A 15,098-nucleotide genomic window follows, 5' to 3' on the forward strand; every position below is an offset into this window, starting at 1 on the left:
TGGCTTCTTGGTTAGCAGTCTATGATTTACCCCAAGAATTATTCTCTCTATTAGATAGTGGAGAGAGATCACTACTCGAAATATCTTGGAAGATTAAGCACAATTCTTGGCCACCGACGGAAGAAGAAAAGAAAGCTAGTGAGAAACAATTTATATTAAAAGGCTTAACTCCTTTAATAGCTAATCCTAAGAGTTGGGAATTATTTACTCAGGAAGAGCTTGAGACATTAATTCCACTTGCTGAACAAAAATGGATTGACTGGAGAGGGAAACTTCCAGATGATTATGTATCACCATTGAAATAGACAAAAAGAAATAGTATGACAACAGAAATTCAACAATACAAAAGTTGTACGATATTAAAAAACAATAATGATTATCAGATTCTGTGGAGTAGAGGGAAAGAAGTGCTTAATTTTCCCGTTAGCCAAGAATTAGTAGAACGAGTTGCAAAATCAGAAAAAGATTCGTTAGAAGTAATGTTTCATTGTGAACATCATCGTTGGCCAGAGAAAGATAAGTTAGAAGATTATAATCAATCAGATACGATTGTACATCGAGGCGATGGATTTGTTGTATATGAGACAGACGGCTATTACGAAATTTGCTTCTTTAAAGAAATTGGTGGAGCTATGGGGTCAGAAGTTCGCTATCCTATTACTAAAGAGCTGATGGATAGAGCATTTGAATCTTCTAGGGGATCATATGAGGTCATGATTTATGCCGAAACAGGAAACTGGCTTTTAATGTAAAATGGATGACATTATATAATATTTATAGTTGTGATGTCTGGACGGCTATTTCTTGAGGGAAGCCCTTCGTTTGGAAAAATTCTTAGCATAATCGTGTCTGTAATACTTACAGCTATTATACCAGCAGGAATCATGGGCGGTTTCTTTTCTGCTTCCTATGTCAAGAAATATCCAGATAGAAGAGAAATGCAGTAGGCTCGTTGTTATCAATTTTAATAAAATTAGGGAGAAAATTAGATGAAGAAATCAATTTTTAAAGCAAGTTTTGAGGAGAGTTTAAATTTATTAGATGATGGGTTTTTACAGTATCAGAAAAAAGATTATTATAATAAACTTGGGAAAGCCTTTAAGAAAGGGAGACCCTCTTTTTGGTTTGGTATTAAAACTTTTATTCTTAGTCTGTTGTTTCCGATAGGTGCAAATTTCATGCTCCTTGCTGTTACCCTATCATTGCAAAATTCTGATCCTAAAGATTTAAGGTTACCAGTTTCTCAGTATCCTTTGCTAACAGTCGAGCTTTATTTAATTTGCTTGTTAATTTGGTTGTTATTGGTATTAATGGGTAAATTCTTTAAACGGACGTTTATTCTCCCTTATCGTTATCGATTTCATATTATAACTTTTATAATATGGTTTGTGTTTGAATTTAATTTGCTGGCAACAACTATGTCTTTACCTATATTATCAATATGGGGGATCTTGGTATTTTTTGGACTTCTAGCATTCTTGGCTTATGTAATGTTAAGAACGGAGCTTAGAAGTTTGAAAAAACGAATGTATGGAGAAGTTAAGTCACCTACCTTACTCGATAAAATTGCCAAAGGCCTTGCTATTTATGGAGCAGGTATATTGGGCTTGGCTGTGATTGTTAATTTTATTTTCAAAGCTTTTTCTATTAATTTTTCCTCTTCCGTAACTGTTTTAGGTCTCTTTATATTTTGGATTCTATCAAATATTGGTGTAATCGCCATGATTGTATTCATGGAGTTTCCTTTCTTTTTAGAAGGTTATTACAAATGGAAATATCCTGAAGAATACCGCGAGTGGGAAGGGAAAACTGTAGAAGAGTGGTATGGAAAAAAATATTTAAAAAAACACAAGGAGTTATTAAAATAGGATTTGGACAAAGAGTATGAGGAAGAAATCAATTTTTAAAGCTAGTTTTGAAGAGAGTTTGAATTTGGAAGATGATGTTTTTTTACAGTATCAGAAAGGAAATGTTTTCTCTAAGTTAGAAACATATTATATGGAAGGAAAGTCTAAACTAGTTCTTCATATTCAGAATATTGTTTTGACTCTTATCGGTTCTGTCATTATAAACTTTATGATTCTTGTTTTCTCACTGTCCTTGCACGACTCTGATCCTAAAGATTTAAGATTGCCTATCTATCAACATCCATTACTAACAGCTGAGGTATATCTAGTCTGTTTCTTAATTTGGGTATTTATCATATTGATTGGTAAAGTTTTTAGAAAAGCTTTTATACTGCCTTATCGTAATCATTTTCATGTCATCACATTTCTAATTTGGCTTAGTCTTGAATTTAATCTGTTAGCGATTGATATGTCATTACCAACTTTATCTATTTGGATGGTTGCTGCTATTTTTGTTTTTATTACTATATTAGCCTATTTTATGTTTAGCCTTGAAATTGAAAGTCTTAAAAAACTGATGTATGGTAATGGAAGTGGCTCTTCTCTTCGAAACAAAATTGCCAAAAAGATAGCGATTTATGGAATGAGTTTTTTGGGAATTGGAGTAATTATAAACTTTATTATAAAAAGTTTTTCCATAAAGTTTTCAACTTCATTGGAAGGATTAGGTCTTTTGATAACATGGATTATCCTAAATATTGCTGTGATTGCTATGCTAATTTACATCGAATTTCCTAGTTATTTACAAGCATTCTACAAATGGAAATACCCAGAAGAATATCGTCAGTGGGAAGGTAAGACTGTAGAGGAATGGTATGGGATGAAATATTTAAAGAAGCATAAAAAATTATTAAACCGTAACTGACTTATCAAATAGAAGCACTTTAAATGGAGTGAACTATCTGATTATTATTTCTCATCAAACTCAAATTCACTAGCAAGTTGAAGGAATTTTCAGAATCAATCAATGGAGTAACTAAATGCAGGCATATAAATTGAAAAATAAAGAGAATTATAAATATTTTGTCAAACATTATCTAGAGGTGATGAAGGAAGGGAAAGAAGCAGAAGCATTTCTAGGAACAGAAACTAAGTATCGTTTTCGGCAACGAGATTCTTATGAACTTGACAGTACAGACATTAGCGTATTGATGGAATATTGCTTATTCCCTCTGTATGTAGAAGGTGATGAGGATATAGCAAGAAGAACTTTTGACATCTTGAAGGATTTTAGCTTATCGATTGACTTAGTCAAATTAGATAAGGTGACTGATTATATCTCTATTCAAAACTGGTTTTTAACTGAATATTCTAATCTTCCCTTTGTTATTGAAACAGATGAGTTAGTAAGAAATATTATAGAAAGTATTTCAAAATTATCAGATGATCAGAAACGTACGTATACTTATGAAAGACTCTGTAATGTATTAGACCGTAGTCCGTTATACAGACAGTGTGATGAAGAAAAGGTAGAGAAGATTCTCAAGGAATTCAAGGAAAAATACTACAATCCACCAAAGGTAGTAAAAACCATTAAAACAGTTGAGAAAATTGAACTAGACGTTACAAGTATCGATGCGATAGGTGTCTCTGATGACCATCTAGAGTTGTTGTTGATTGATGAAAACGAATGGATAGAGTCTCTGGAAGAGGAACATCTCTTGAAACTTCAAGAAAAACTCAACAACTATATCTACTTCCTCGAAAGCAAGCAGTATGTGGAGCGATATGGCGATAAGTTTGACAAAAAAGTCATCCATATTACCTTCCAGTATTCCCCATCGGATAATGGACTAGCCTTTCTCGCAGCGGTTCAGAAGACATTGCAACCGACTGATATGAGTTTGAAGGTAGAATTACTGGATGATGACATTTTTTCAGATAAGGAAAACATATCGGAAGACTCAAATCATTCCAATCAAAATCAAGAAAATCTATCCAAAGAAAGATATCTCCAGATTAAAAAAGAATATAAAATACGACTAGTATTAGTAAATTTTCTTTTAGTCCTTTCTTTTATACTATATTTGCTAATAGTTCTAAGTCTTTCTAGACATGTCCCATTTATAGCAACAGTTATGGGTACTGTTATTCCCTTTAATCACTTTCTACTGGTCCCAGTTTGGCAAGAGAAAAAAGCGATTGAAGAAGAACATCCTGAATGGAAGAACCTTAGCACAAGTGGAGTCAAAGTTCATTCGTTAGAATCGAGTAAAAGAACTTTGGCGTGTATAGGAACAGTTCTGGCCTTATTCTTCTCTTTTGCGATGATCTACAGACCGGTTAAAGAAAATTCTAAAATTCCTACTATTGAGGAAATTAAAAATATACCTAAGATTGATAGTAACTACATTCCTAAGTCAAAGAAAAGTTCAAATTATGAACCTGCATCTACTACGACAACATCAGATTTGAATGAGAACCCATCAACTGAAGAAAGTACACAAAATCAAACTTCAAGTAAGGAGAGTCAAAATTACCCTTACCATATTTCTGGAATGAGTGATGAGGGAGTTAAGAGGGTCATTGATAAAACATTGAAAGATTTAAAAGAGAAACGAGAGAATGAACAAAATATAGAACAGACGGAGTCAGGAAATGAGTGACGTAAGACCTGATAGTTTGTAGTTGTAAATATGGTATAATGGAATACGTGGAGGGATAAAATGGATAAAGAATATCTAGTTTATGAAGATAAAGTATATTCTAATTTTGTGAATTATATAAATGGATATATTCTTCTATCAAAAGCTCCAGCGATGTTGGAAGAGGGCTACGTTCCCTATAGTTTCTATGAATCTGGTGATTATGAAGGGTTATACGGGAAGTTCCTGTCTTATAGTGAAGTTACGCAAAGATATAGCGTTTATGATCGTGTCCTATATAAAGGTCAGGAATTTGCAATTGCTGGTCACAAGCATGGAGATGATGATTTTACAGCACCTGATTCTTATGTGCGAATATTGGTTTCTGATAAAGAATTTTTAAATGAAAACAATATAGCAGATGGCGCGTCATTGATGGATGATAAGTACGGTCATATTACGTATGCATCAGGAAAAATCCCTGTCAGCGAAGTAACGATTCTACGTCGTAGAAAGGATTTGCCAGTAGACCGAAGGAGAAAAATATGAAATCAGTTAATTTTACAATAAAAAGCAACCAATCACTAAGAATTGGTGAGGTGCTTCAAGCAGAACTTTTTGAATGTTACAGCGTTTCCGCTAAGGATGCAGGATTAAAGCCATCTGCAGACTCTCTTATTTCGGATTTCCATTCTGTTCAGTTTGGGGTCAAAGAGAAGTCTAGTCTAGGGTTCCGTCTATCTTTTGATGGTCAAGCCTATCAGGTATCTGTTCCAGATTTGGCGACAGCTTCTGACTGGACTGGGGCCTTGATGTTCTTGAAAACATTGCTGGTTCTTTTAGATGTAAGAGTGTGTGAACATGATGGCGTGGACTATGATAAAGATTCTATTCTAGAATTTCATTTCACAGATATTTTCTTATCAGCTCTCTCAGAATTGACTAAGGAAGTAAAAGTTCATCCTATAGTAGAAGTTATGGGAGTGAAACGTCCTATTTACATCAATGAACTTTACCTAGGGCAGATTATCCATGTGCCGGATGATCAACTCTTAAATAGTTATGACCAGCGTTTGCGCTTTACCCAACAGCTAAATGCTTATTACTCTGAGCAACAAGTTTTTAAAGTAGAGCAAAATGGAGAGGACATCATTATCCCTATCAATTATCTAAATAGTGAAGGACGAACAATCTTACCGGCTCAACCAGAGCTAGAACCTCAATATTTACAAGAGTATCGAGGAAGTAAGGTTGCAGTTGCACGACTATTTATAATGACAGCCGATGGGGAAAAACTAGCCGAAGTTCCTTATCGTCAGTTCTTAGAGTCGTTGACTGAGGGAATCTATATGCTGGATGCCAAGTATGTTCTTGTGGACCCAATTTCTCCTGAAATGTTGCAGAAGTTATCGCAGAACTAACATTCTAAGAAACTTATTAGTCCGTTCATGGCTGAAAAGTTTACCATCTGATAGTTTTTCAGGTGGTTTTCTTTTTCCTTAAGTTCCCCATTTTATTTTTTCTGTATTTATTTTATGCTATAATAAGACAAAGCTTTAATACTATCATTCAACAACAGATGGAGTAAATACATAGAAATAGGTAGAATTAACCAATGGAGTAAATAAATGAAGAAATTTGAAATACCAGAGCCTAAAGAATATGAATCTTTTGTTAATTTTTATCGTGATATGATGAGAGAAGGGAAAGAGGAGGAAGCTTTTTTAGGTACAAATCCAAAATATCGTATATGGCAAAGGGATTCTTATGAACTTGATAGCACAGATATTTTAGTATTGATGGATTATTGCTTATTCCCTCTGTATGTGGAAGGTGATGAGGATATAGCTAAAAGAACTTTTGACATCTTGAAAGAGTTTAGTTTATCTAATGATTTAATGAGATTAAAGAAAGTAACGAAATATATTTCTATTCAAAGTAGATGGGTAAAGAAATATACAAGCCTTCCCTTTGTTATTGAAACAGATGAATTGGTAAGAAATATTATAGAAAGCATTTCAAAATTATCTGATGAGCAGAAACATACGTATACCTATGAAAGACTATGTAATGTATTAGACCGTAGTCCATTATACAGGCAGTGTGATGAAGAAAAGGTAGAGAAGATTCTTAAGGAATTCAAGGAAAAATACTACAATCCACCAAAGGTAGTAAAAACCATTAAAACAGTTGAGAAAATTGAACTAGACGTTACAAGCATCGATGCGATGGGTGTTTCAGATGACCATTTGGAGTTGTTGTTGATTGATGAAAACAAATGGATTGAGTCATTAGAAGAGGAGCATCTCTTGAAACTTCAAGAAAAACTCAATAACTATATCTACTTCCTCGAAAGCAAGCAGTATGTGGCACGATATGGCGATAGTTTTGACAAAAAAGTTATCCATATCACCTTCCAATATTCTCCATCTGATAATGGACTAGCCTTTCTTGCAGCTGTTCAGAAGGTATTGCAACCTACAGATATGAGTTTGAAAGTAGAATTGCCCGAGTGATAAAGTCTCCATTTGATATAACAGCTGTTCATTTTGTTTTTGTACTCTCAAGATTTTAGTGACTGTGCAACAGCCATTCAATTTATTAATTTACTCTTATTATGACATGTTCATACTAAAAACCGCTCAGCCGAGCGGTTTTCGTCTATTCTTATCTTTTTACAGTACCCATGTACGGATAGCATGGGCAACGCCGGATTCGTCATTTGTTTTGGTGATGTATTTGGCGATTTTTTTGATTTCTAGATTTCCATTTTTCATGACAACGGGGTTTCCAACGACTTCCAGCATGGCACGGTCGTTTTCTTCGTCACCGATAGCCATGGTTTCATCTTTGGTCAATCCGAGTTTTTCAGCTAAGTGAGTGATGGCTGAACCTTTGTCCACATTCTTTTTAAGGAGTTCGAGGTAGAAAGGTGCAGATTTGTTGATAGAGTAGCGCTCGTAAAATTTTGCTGGTATCTTTTCAATCGCAGCATCGAGAATCTCTGGTTCATCGATGAACATACACTTGACGATTTCCTTGCCAGCCATTTCTTCAGGTGTACGGTAGAAGATGGGCATGCTGACGAGGGTTGATTCGTGCACTGTGTATTTTCCGATATTGCGATTGGCAGTATAGATACCGTCCTTGGTAATGGCGTGCATGTGGACACCGAGCTTACGACTGAGAAATTCCATATCCAGATAATCCTCATAAGTCAATGATTCGCTGATAATCTCATGTCCTGTAGCGGTTTCTTGGACAAGGGCACCATTGAAAGTCACCACATAGTCACCCTCGTCTCTCAACTGCAAGTCGTCTAGAAGTTTGGCAACACCTGCGATGGGGCGGCCAGTTGCAATCACGATTTTGACACCAGCTTCTTTGGCATCTTGGATGGCAGAAAAGACTTCAGGAGTAATCTCCTTTTGGCTATTGACTAGGGTTCCGTCGATATCGACGGCGATTAGTTTAATACTCATAAATTTCCTCTTCTAGTTTTTATTTGGGGTAAAATGATCGTTCTCAATCAAGTGTAAAAATTGCTGGGTGATACTTGCGAAGATGCTGTTTTGGTCCAACATTTCTTTAGGGAAATAGAAACGATTATCTCCGTGGCGACTGCCAGCAAGAGATTGAACGATAGGAGAAAGGCTAGAGAGTTCTGCTAGTTCTCCATTTTTCTGTAGAATCTCAATCTGTGTCCGTGGGTTTTCAGATTCGGGACGATAGATATCATAAGGGAGGTCAAAGTTCTTATGAATGGCAGTGTAGTAGTCAGGATCAAAGCCGATATCTTCAACCAATTTTCTCATGCTAGCGAGTTGGTCTTGATCCTCTTGTGAAAAGGTAATGGATTTAAAGACCTTGCGGTTGACAAAGCGTTGCGACAGGTCTGCGAGAATCTTGTCAGGACTGGTCATCCAGAGTTGGAAGTAGGTATTCATCACACCATCATCCAGAGCCAGATAATCAGACAAGGTCACATTTTTTTCAAAGAAAGGCAGCAAATGGGGAGAAGTTCGTGCAAAGAAATCTTTGTCTTTAGGATAGAGTTCCTTGGCGCGCTTGAGGAGATTCTGAAGGAGAACTTCCATGGCGCGTGTTGCTGGGTGGAAATAGACCTGCATATACATCTGGTAGCGACTGAGAACATAGTCTTCGATGGCATGCATGCCATTGCGCTGAAAGGCGATACCATTTTCGACAGGACGAATGACTCGGAGGATCCGAGTCAGGTCAAATTCCCCATAAGATGCTCCTGTAAAATAGGAGTCGCGCAAGAGATAGTCCATGCGGTCCGCATCAATCTGACTAGAAATGAGTTGCACGACCTGCTTGTTAGGATAGGTATGGTCGATGACACTGGCAACCTTTTCTGGGAAATCAGGTGCCACTTGCAGCAGGACTTGGTGAATCTCTGTCTCAGGACTCTGAATAATCTCCTGAGTAATGGCTTCATGGTCTGTATCAAAGAGATTTTCAAAAGTATGGGAGTAGGCACCATGTCCAAGGTCATGTAGGAGAGCAGCGGTCATGGTCAAGAGAGACTCGGCAGGATTCCATTCTTCAGGATATTTTTCTTCAAAAATCTCCGTGATACGTCGTGCAATTTCATAGACTCCTAGACAGTGAGAGAAGCGACTATGTTCTCCACCGTGGAAGGTATAACTGGAAGTTCCCAGTTGTTTGATACGACGCAAACGCTGAAATTCTTTTGTATTAATCAAGTCGTAGATGATTTGATTATCGACATGGATGTAGTTGTGAACTGGGTCACGGAATACTTTTTCGTTCATATGACCATTATAGCAAAAAGCTAGAGTTTTTGGTAAAATAGTAGGACAAGAGACAAGAAAGAGGACTTGATGTGAAGATTCGAATGCGAAATACGATTCAGTTTGATGAGCAGTTGGAAGTGATTGACCAACTCTATGATGTAGAAGTGCATGAAAAAGGAGATTATAGCTACCTGCTTTTCTATAATGAGGAAAAGGAAAAAGTGGTTATTAAATTTCATGGTCAAGAGTTGGTGATGAGCCGATTTTCCAATCCCAAGACCATTATGCGCTTTCTAAAGGATAGTGATAGTTTGGCCTATATTCCGACACCTATGGGTATGCAGGAGTTTATCATCCAAACGAGCCGTTATGAAGTTAATGGGCAAAAGATTCATTTAGACTATCAGCTACAAAATCAAGAGGGACATCCCTTTGCCAACTATCAATTGGAAATTACTTGGGGCTAGGTATGGCTGGGGACGAGGTTATAGCAACGAAGCTGATAAAGTTTATGAAATCAAGCTTTTCTTGCACATTTTTAGTAGCTGAAACATTTATTTTTTCAGATTAAGGTTATAACACTCATTCCATTACCTATTATTTATGAAAGCTAAATATAATATCCGTCTTCCCTTATACTTGTTCCAAATGAGTAAATAGGATTTGAGGTCTAGCGATTGTGATTATTGTATATTCAAAATTTAAAAATTGATAAAAGGGACAGTGAATATCCCTTTTTATTTTTATCGAATTCAGAGTTTTAGATAGGATAGATTGGTAAATAATGAAGAAAATATTTTGGAAAAATAGCCCCAAAAAGGGGATTTGTCTTCCAAATAGTACTAACATTATCCATGTTGGTTTTTCTTCTTGTTTTCGTGAGTCTTTATAAAGTAATCTATCTCCTTTTGAGACCTAAGGATAACAACTTTATCTGGATAGGTTTCTTGAACCCACTTGTAGCGTTCTTTAGCAGTTTTGCTCCGCCCATCCCTGAGAATCCATCTGATAAACTCCCAATTAAATTGTTCTTGACAACCAACTGCCATACTTTCTCTTACTTTTCCCCGGTATTTAAGATAACGTTTAAAGGCTCGAAAGAGACAGGTCAATGGCGAAAAATTAAGAAAGATGATTTGATCAGCATCCTGCATTCTTTCCTCATAGAAACACCAAGAATAATTACCATCAATAACCCAAGCTTCATGATTGGTGAGAAAGTTATTCATCTCGGCCAACATCCATTCGCGGTCGCTGTCTTGCCAACCAGGTTGAAATTGGAGTGTGTCCATGTGAAGTTTTGGGATGGAGTAGCAGTGAGACAACTTTTCGGCTAGAGTTGACTTACCAGCACCAGAATATCCGATGATTGCGATTTTCATTTTCTACCTTTTCGTATTTGGAGACAAAAAAACAGCCTCTATGGACTGTTTCTTATTTAGCAAGTTTAGCTGAAAGACGAGCTTTGTCGCGGCTTGCTTTGTTTTTGTGAATCAAACCTTTAGTTTCTGCTTTATCGATAGCTGAGCTAGCAGCACGGAAAAGTTCTTCAGATGGGTTTGCTTCGAATGCTTTGATAGCAGTACGCATAGCTGATTTTTGAGCTGAGTTCTTTTCGTTTTGTTTAACGTTCAATTCAGCGCGTTTGATAGCTGATTTAATGTTTGCCAATGTTCTTACCTCCATATTTACTAACTATACCATTATATCTGAAAACTTACGTTTTGACAAGGGAAAATTATTTTTTTAAGTAAATTTCATCGATTTCATGGTTCTTTGTTTTATGAAGAATCACTTCTGCACGATTTCTAGTTGGTTCAATATAATTTTGTAGATTTGTGAGATTGATACTGGTCCAGACCTGATGGGCAAAGGATTCCACTTCCCCAATAGGCATTTGTGTAAAACGATAATAGTAGCTATCAGGGTCGTTTTGGGCTAGGCTCAGCATCTTCAAGAAACGGTCCAGATACCAACTCTCGATGTCATCGACTGCAGCATCAACATAGATGGAAAAGTCAAAGAAGTCAGTGATATAGAGACGCTCGTTTTGTGGGTTTTGAAAGACATTAATCCCCTCGACAATCACAAAATCAGCAGCTTTGACACTTTGTTTTTCCTCAGGAACGATGTCGTAGACTTCATGAGAATAGACAGGAATATCCACATCTTGTCCATTTTTGATGTGATCCAAGAAGTTGAGAAGAGCTTCCATATCATAGCTTTCAGGAAATCCCTTCCGATTTAGAATCCCTTGCTCAATCAAGGTATGGTTGGGATAGAGAAAGCCGTCAGTTGTTACCAACTCAACCCTAGCATCTGTAAGTGTACGGGACAGTAGGATCTGAAGCAGGCGGCTGGTTGTTGATTTTCCAACGGCAACACTCCCAGAAACTCCAATGATAAAAGGTTGGGATTTGCTTTCACGTTGAAGGAAAATTCCTTTTGAAAAGGCCAAGTCATCCTTGGTACGCTTGTAAATCTGGATGAGATGGGCTAGGGGGAGATAGACATCGGTAACATCCTGTAAGCTAATCTGGTCATTAAAACTCTTGATAGATTCTAATTCCTCTTCTGTCAAAGGAGGTGTCGTCTTTCTATGTAAAGATTGCCAAGTCTTGCGGCAGATTTTTTCAAAATGTAAAAATTCGTTGGTCATAAGTTTGTCTTTCTGATTTGATATCTTAGTATAGCATATTTTGGGACTAAAAACATCTAGTATCTTATAGAAAAAGTTTCTCTCGATTAAAACAATAATGACAAACTACATCGTATTGTCAAATTACTTGGAAACGATTTAATATTTCGTTAAATTATGGTAAAATAGTTTCATGAGTAAAATGTATTATGCAGAAAATCCTGACGCTGCTCACGACATTCATGAGTTGAGAGTAGAGTTGTTGGGACAAAAAATGACCTTTTTGACGGATGCTGGTGTTTTTAGCAAGAAAATGGTTGACTTTGGAAGTCAACTCTTGCTCAAGTGTCTTGAGGTCAGCCAAGGAGAAACTGTCCTTGATGTAGGCTGTGGTTACGGGCCTTTGGGTTTGTCTTTGGCTAAGGCTTATGGAGTTCAGGCGACCATGGTTGATATCAATAATCGTGCCTTGGATTTGGCGCGACAAAATGCTGAACGAAATAAAGTAGAAGCGACGATTTTCCAGTCCAATATCTATGAACAAGTTGAAGGCACATTTGACCACGTCATTTCCAATCCTCCTATCCGTGCGGGCAAGCAAGTGGTTCATGAAATCATTGAGAAAAGTAAAGATTTCTTGGAAACTGGTGGAGATTTAACAATCGTTATCCAGAAGAAACAAGGGGCTCCAAGTGCTAAGTCTAAGATGGAAGAAGTGTTTGGCAATTGTGAAATTGTCAAAAAAGATAAGGGATACTATATCCTTAGAAGTGTGAAAGAATGAGAGCAGTTGATTTAATCCAAAAAAAACGAGACGGTCAAGAACTGACTTCGAGTGAAATTGAATGGCTGGTAGAAGGCTATGTGTCAGGAATTGTCCCTGATTATCAGATGTCTGCCTTTGCTATGGCTGTTTATTTCAAAGGAATGACGACTCGAGAAATCTCTGACCTAACTATGAAGATGGTCAAGACAGGGCAAGAGTTTGATTTATCAGCTATTGATGGGGTTAAGGTTGACAAGCATTCTACGGGTGGTGTTGGTGACAAGGTGACCTTGATTTTGGCTCCCCTTGTTGCTAGCTTCGGTGTGCCTGTGGCAAAAATGAGTGGTCGTGGTCTCGGCCATACAGGCGGAACAATTGATAAATTGGAGTCCATTAAGGGTTATCAAGTAGAACGTAGTCAAGAGGATTTCATTAATCAAGTGCAGGATATTGGAGTATCTGTCATTGGGCAATCAGATCAGCTGGTCAAAGCGGATAAGCTTCTCTACGCTCTCCGTGATGTGACCGCAACTGTTGACACGATTCCTTTGATTGCGAGTTCGGTGATGAGCAAGAAAATTGCGGCAGGTGCGGATGCTATTTTGCTAGACGTGACTGTCGGAGAAGGTGCTTTCATGAAGACGGTTGATGAGGCACGCGAATTGGCTCAAACCATGGTGGATCTTGGTAAGGCTGTTGGTCGAAAGACGGTAGCAGTGATTACGGATATGAGTCAGCCCTTGGGACGAGCGATTGGAAATCGTCTGGAGATCCTTGAAGCATTGGAGATTTTACAAGGTCAAGGCCGTCAGGATATTACCCACTTCATCTGTGAATTGGCTCAAATTATGCTTGGCCTGGCAAATGTAAACAAGACAGTTGAAGAAGTTCGCCAACATCTTGAAAATGGCCAAGCACTGGCTAAGTTTGAGGAGATGGTCCAAGCTCAAGGTGGAGACTTGGAAGACCTCTATCGTCCTGTCAATGTTACCCATGTGGTGGAAATCCCTGCTCAGGAAACGGGTATCATTTCAGCTCTTCCAGCTATGGAATTTGGGCTTTATGCTATGAGACTGGGGGCAGGCCGTGCAGTCAAGTCTGATGCCTTGGACTATGAAACAGGAATTGTTTTTGAAAAGAAAGTTGGAGATTCCGTTCAAAAGGGAGAAATTGTTGCAAAAGTATACACAAATGGAAAAATTTTTCCTCAGCTAGTTACAGATTTTCAAAAATATGTTAAAATAAATGATAGCGTGCAAAGTTTACGAGAAATTATAGAAATCATCTCATAAACCGCAGGAGAATCCGAAGATGAAATTAAATAAATATATCGATCATACGCTTTTAAAACAAGATGCGACAGAAAATCAAATTGATTGTTTGCTGTCTGAGGCTAGAGAGTATGATTTTGCCAGTGTTTGCGTCAATCCGACCTGGGTTGAACATGCTAAAAAAGGGCTTGAAGGCACAGATGTCAAGGTCTGTACAGTAGTAGGTTTCCCCTTGGGAGCAACAACTTCGGCCGTGAAAGCTTTTGAAACCAAAGAAGCTATCCAAAATGGTGCAGACGAGATTGATATGGTGATTAATGTTGGGGCTCTCAAATCAGGTAATCTTGATTTGATTGAGTCTGATATTCGCGCAGTAGTGGAAGCAAGTGGAGACAAGTTAGTGAAAGTCATTATTGAAGCTTGCCTTCTGACAGACCAAGAAAAAGTTGTAGCCTGCCAATTAGCTCAAAAAGCTAGAGCTGATTTTGTTAAAACATCTACTGGCTTTTCAACTGGTGGTGCGACGGTAGCAGATGTTAGATTAATGCGTGAAACAGTTGGTCCTGATATGGGTGTCAAGGCTGCTGGGGGAGCTCGTTCTTATGCAGATGCTCTTGCATTTGTAGAAGCAGGGGCGACCCGTATCGGAACTTCAGCTGGGGTAGCCATTTTAAAAGGAGAATTGGCTGATGGCGACTACTGAGTTGATTGAACTAGCAATTGAAACCAGCAAGAAAGCCTATGTGCCCTATTCTCATTTTCCAGTCGGAGCTGTTTTAGTGGCGAAAGATGGGAACATTTATACAGGTGTCAATATTGAGAATGCTAGTTATTCTTTGACTAACTGTGGAGAACGTACAGCGATTTTTAAAGCAGTTTCTGAAGGCCAAATAGAATTTTCAGAATTGATTGTCTATGGACAAACTGAAAAACCAATTTCGCCATGTGGTGCTTGTCGCCAAGTGATGGCTGAATTTTTTGAACAAGATCTAAAAGTGACCTTAGTCGCAAAAGATAAATCGACGGTCGAGATGACGGTCGGGGAATTACTTCCATACTCTTTTACAGACTTAAACTAGTCTGAGTCGCTCTCTGAGTGACACGGTCCTTGTGGCCAACCAATCCATACTTGCAACATCGTTGCACATCT

The 15,098-nt window shown here is 37.7% G+C and carries 17 protein-coding genes and 1 pseudogene; 13 read left to right on the forward strand and 5 right to left on the reverse strand.

Annotated elements, in window-relative coordinates; translation table 11 throughout:
• From HMPREF2628_RS08645 to ifs (HMPREF2628_RS08680), 8 genes and pseudogenes are all read left to right on the forward strand, one after another.
• A partial coding sequence (locus HMPREF2628_RS08645; protein WP_070842908.1) for a hypothetical protein occupies nucleotides 1-305 on the forward strand: 305 nt, incomplete at its 5' end.
• 15 nt (nucleotides 306-320) lie between these two features.
• Nucleotides 321-752, forward strand: coding sequence for a hypothetical protein (locus HMPREF2628_RS08650; protein ID WP_049486783.1), 432 nt, complete (start codon nucleotides 321-323; stop codon nucleotides 750-752).
• A 237-nt stretch (nucleotides 753-989) separates the two neighbouring features.
• Entirely contained in the window at nucleotides 990-1,868 is an 879-nt protein-coding gene (locus HMPREF2628_RS08655; protein WP_049486784.1) for a hypothetical protein, read from the forward strand.
• A gap of 16 nt (nucleotides 1,869-1,884) precedes the next feature.
• On the forward strand, nucleotides 1,885-2,772 hold the full coding sequence (locus HMPREF2628_RS08660) for a hypothetical protein (protein ID WP_049486785.1): 888 nt from the start codon (nucleotides 1,885-1,887) through the stop codon (nucleotides 2,770-2,772).
• A 115-nt stretch (nucleotides 2,773-2,887) separates the two neighbouring features.
• A pseudogene (gene ifs, locus HMPREF2628_RS08665) lies at nucleotides 2,888-3,766 on the forward strand (NAD glycohydrolase toxin immunity factor); the annotation flags it as partial.
• Nucleotides 3,767-4,573: 807 nt separating this feature from the next.
• On the forward strand, nucleotides 4,574-5,041 hold the full coding sequence (locus HMPREF2628_RS08670) for a hypothetical protein (protein ID WP_042749693.1): 468 nt from the start codon (nucleotides 4,574-4,576) through the stop codon (nucleotides 5,039-5,041).
• On the forward strand, nucleotides 5,038-5,913 hold the full coding sequence (locus HMPREF2628_RS08675) for a DUF4299 family protein (protein WP_049486786.1): 876 nt from the start codon (nucleotides 5,038-5,040) through the stop codon (nucleotides 5,911-5,913). The genes HMPREF2628_RS08670 and HMPREF2628_RS08675 overlap by 4 nt, the downstream gene beginning before the upstream one ends.
• Before the next feature lie 207 nt (nucleotides 5,914-6,120).
• Complete coding sequence (ifs, locus tag HMPREF2628_RS08680) at nucleotides 6,121-7,008, forward strand: NAD glycohydrolase inhibitor (RefSeq protein WP_070842909.1); 888 nt, start codon at nucleotides 6,121-6,123, stop codon at nucleotides 7,006-7,008.
• Between the two features lie 159 nt (nucleotides 7,009-7,167).
• Here ifs (HMPREF2628_RS08680) and yidA read toward each other — a convergent pair whose 3' ends face one another.
• Both yidA and HMPREF2628_RS08690 read right to left on the reverse strand, forming a co-directional pair.
• Nucleotides 7,168-7,974 (reverse strand): sugar-phosphatase, encoded by an 807-nt coding sequence (yidA, locus tag HMPREF2628_RS08685; protein WP_070842910.1) that lies wholly within the window; start codon nucleotides 7,972-7,974, stop codon nucleotides 7,168-7,170.
• 12 nt (nucleotides 7,975-7,986) lie between these two features.
• Nucleotides 7,987-9,291: an HD domain-containing protein gene (locus HMPREF2628_RS08690; protein ID WP_070842911.1), complete on the reverse strand. Its 1,305-nt coding sequence runs from the start codon at nucleotides 9,289-9,291 to the stop codon at nucleotides 7,987-7,989.
• 71 nt (nucleotides 9,292-9,362) lie between these two features.
• Between HMPREF2628_RS08690 and HMPREF2628_RS08695 the strand changes: the two genes are divergently transcribed.
• A complete protein-coding gene (locus HMPREF2628_RS08695; RefSeq protein WP_083320553.1) occupies nucleotides 9,363-9,740 on the forward strand; it encodes a YwiB family protein in 378 nt (125 codons plus the stop codon).
• 381 nt (nucleotides 9,741-10,121) lie between these two features.
• On the opposite strand, the gene HMPREF2628_RS08700 is transcribed toward HMPREF2628_RS08695, so the two are convergent.
• The 3 genes from HMPREF2628_RS08700 to coaA all read right to left on the reverse strand — a co-directional run bounded on the left by HMPREF2628_RS08700 (nucleotide 10,122) and on the right by coaA (nucleotide 11,932).
• Nucleotides 10,122-10,655 carry a DNA topology modulation protein gene (locus HMPREF2628_RS08700; protein ID WP_070842913.1) on the reverse strand — a complete coding sequence of 178 codons (534 nt, stop codon included), beginning with the start codon at nucleotides 10,653-10,655 and terminating at the stop codon, nucleotides 10,122-10,124.
• 52 nt (nucleotides 10,656-10,707) lie between these two features.
• The gene (rpsT, locus tag HMPREF2628_RS08705; protein ID WP_001274000.1) at nucleotides 10,708-10,944 is read right to left on the reverse strand and encodes a 30S ribosomal protein S20; all 237 of its coding nucleotides are present in this window, start codon (nucleotides 10,942-10,944) and stop codon (nucleotides 10,708-10,710) included.
• A gap of 67 nt (nucleotides 10,945-11,011) precedes the next feature.
• The gene (gene coaA, locus HMPREF2628_RS08710) at nucleotides 11,012-11,932 is read right to left on the reverse strand and encodes a type I pantothenate kinase (RefSeq protein ID WP_070842914.1); all 921 of its coding nucleotides are present in this window, start codon (nucleotides 11,930-11,932) and stop codon (nucleotides 11,012-11,014) included.
• Between the two features lie 172 nt (nucleotides 11,933-12,104).
• Here coaA and HMPREF2628_RS08715 point away from each other — a divergent pair, with 172 nt between their 5' ends.
• The 4 genes from HMPREF2628_RS08715 to HMPREF2628_RS08730 are packed head-to-tail and all read left to right on the forward strand — an operon-like array spanning nucleotide 12,105 to nucleotide 15,027.
• The gene (locus tag HMPREF2628_RS08715; RefSeq protein WP_083320554.1) at nucleotides 12,105-12,695 is read left to right on the forward strand and encodes a class I SAM-dependent methyltransferase; all 591 of its coding nucleotides are present in this window, start codon (nucleotides 12,105-12,107) and stop codon (nucleotides 12,693-12,695) included.
• Entirely contained in the window at nucleotides 12,692-13,969 is a 1,278-nt protein-coding gene (locus HMPREF2628_RS08720; protein ID WP_070842916.1) for a pyrimidine-nucleoside phosphorylase, read from the forward strand. The genes HMPREF2628_RS08715 and HMPREF2628_RS08720 overlap by 4 nt, the downstream gene beginning before the upstream one ends.
• Before the next feature lie 19 nt (nucleotides 13,970-13,988).
• Nucleotides 13,989-14,651 carry a deoxyribose-phosphate aldolase gene (deoC, locus tag HMPREF2628_RS08725; protein WP_070842917.1) on the forward strand — a complete coding sequence of 221 codons (663 nt, stop codon included), beginning with the start codon at nucleotides 13,989-13,991 and terminating at the stop codon, nucleotides 14,649-14,651.
• Nucleotides 14,638-15,027 carry a cytidine deaminase gene (locus HMPREF2628_RS08730; protein WP_070842918.1) on the forward strand — a complete coding sequence of 130 codons (390 nt, stop codon included), beginning with the start codon at nucleotides 14,638-14,640 and terminating at the stop codon, nucleotides 15,025-15,027. Before deoC ends, HMPREF2628_RS08730 begins: the two co-directional genes overlap by 14 nt.
• Nucleotides 15,028-15,098 lie beyond the last annotated feature (71 nt).

Source organism: Streptococcus sp. HMSC063B03, from assembly GCF_001836965.1.
Taxonomy (GTDB): Bacteria; Bacillota; Bacilli; order Lactobacillales; family Streptococcaceae; genus Streptococcus; species Streptococcus pneumoniae_F.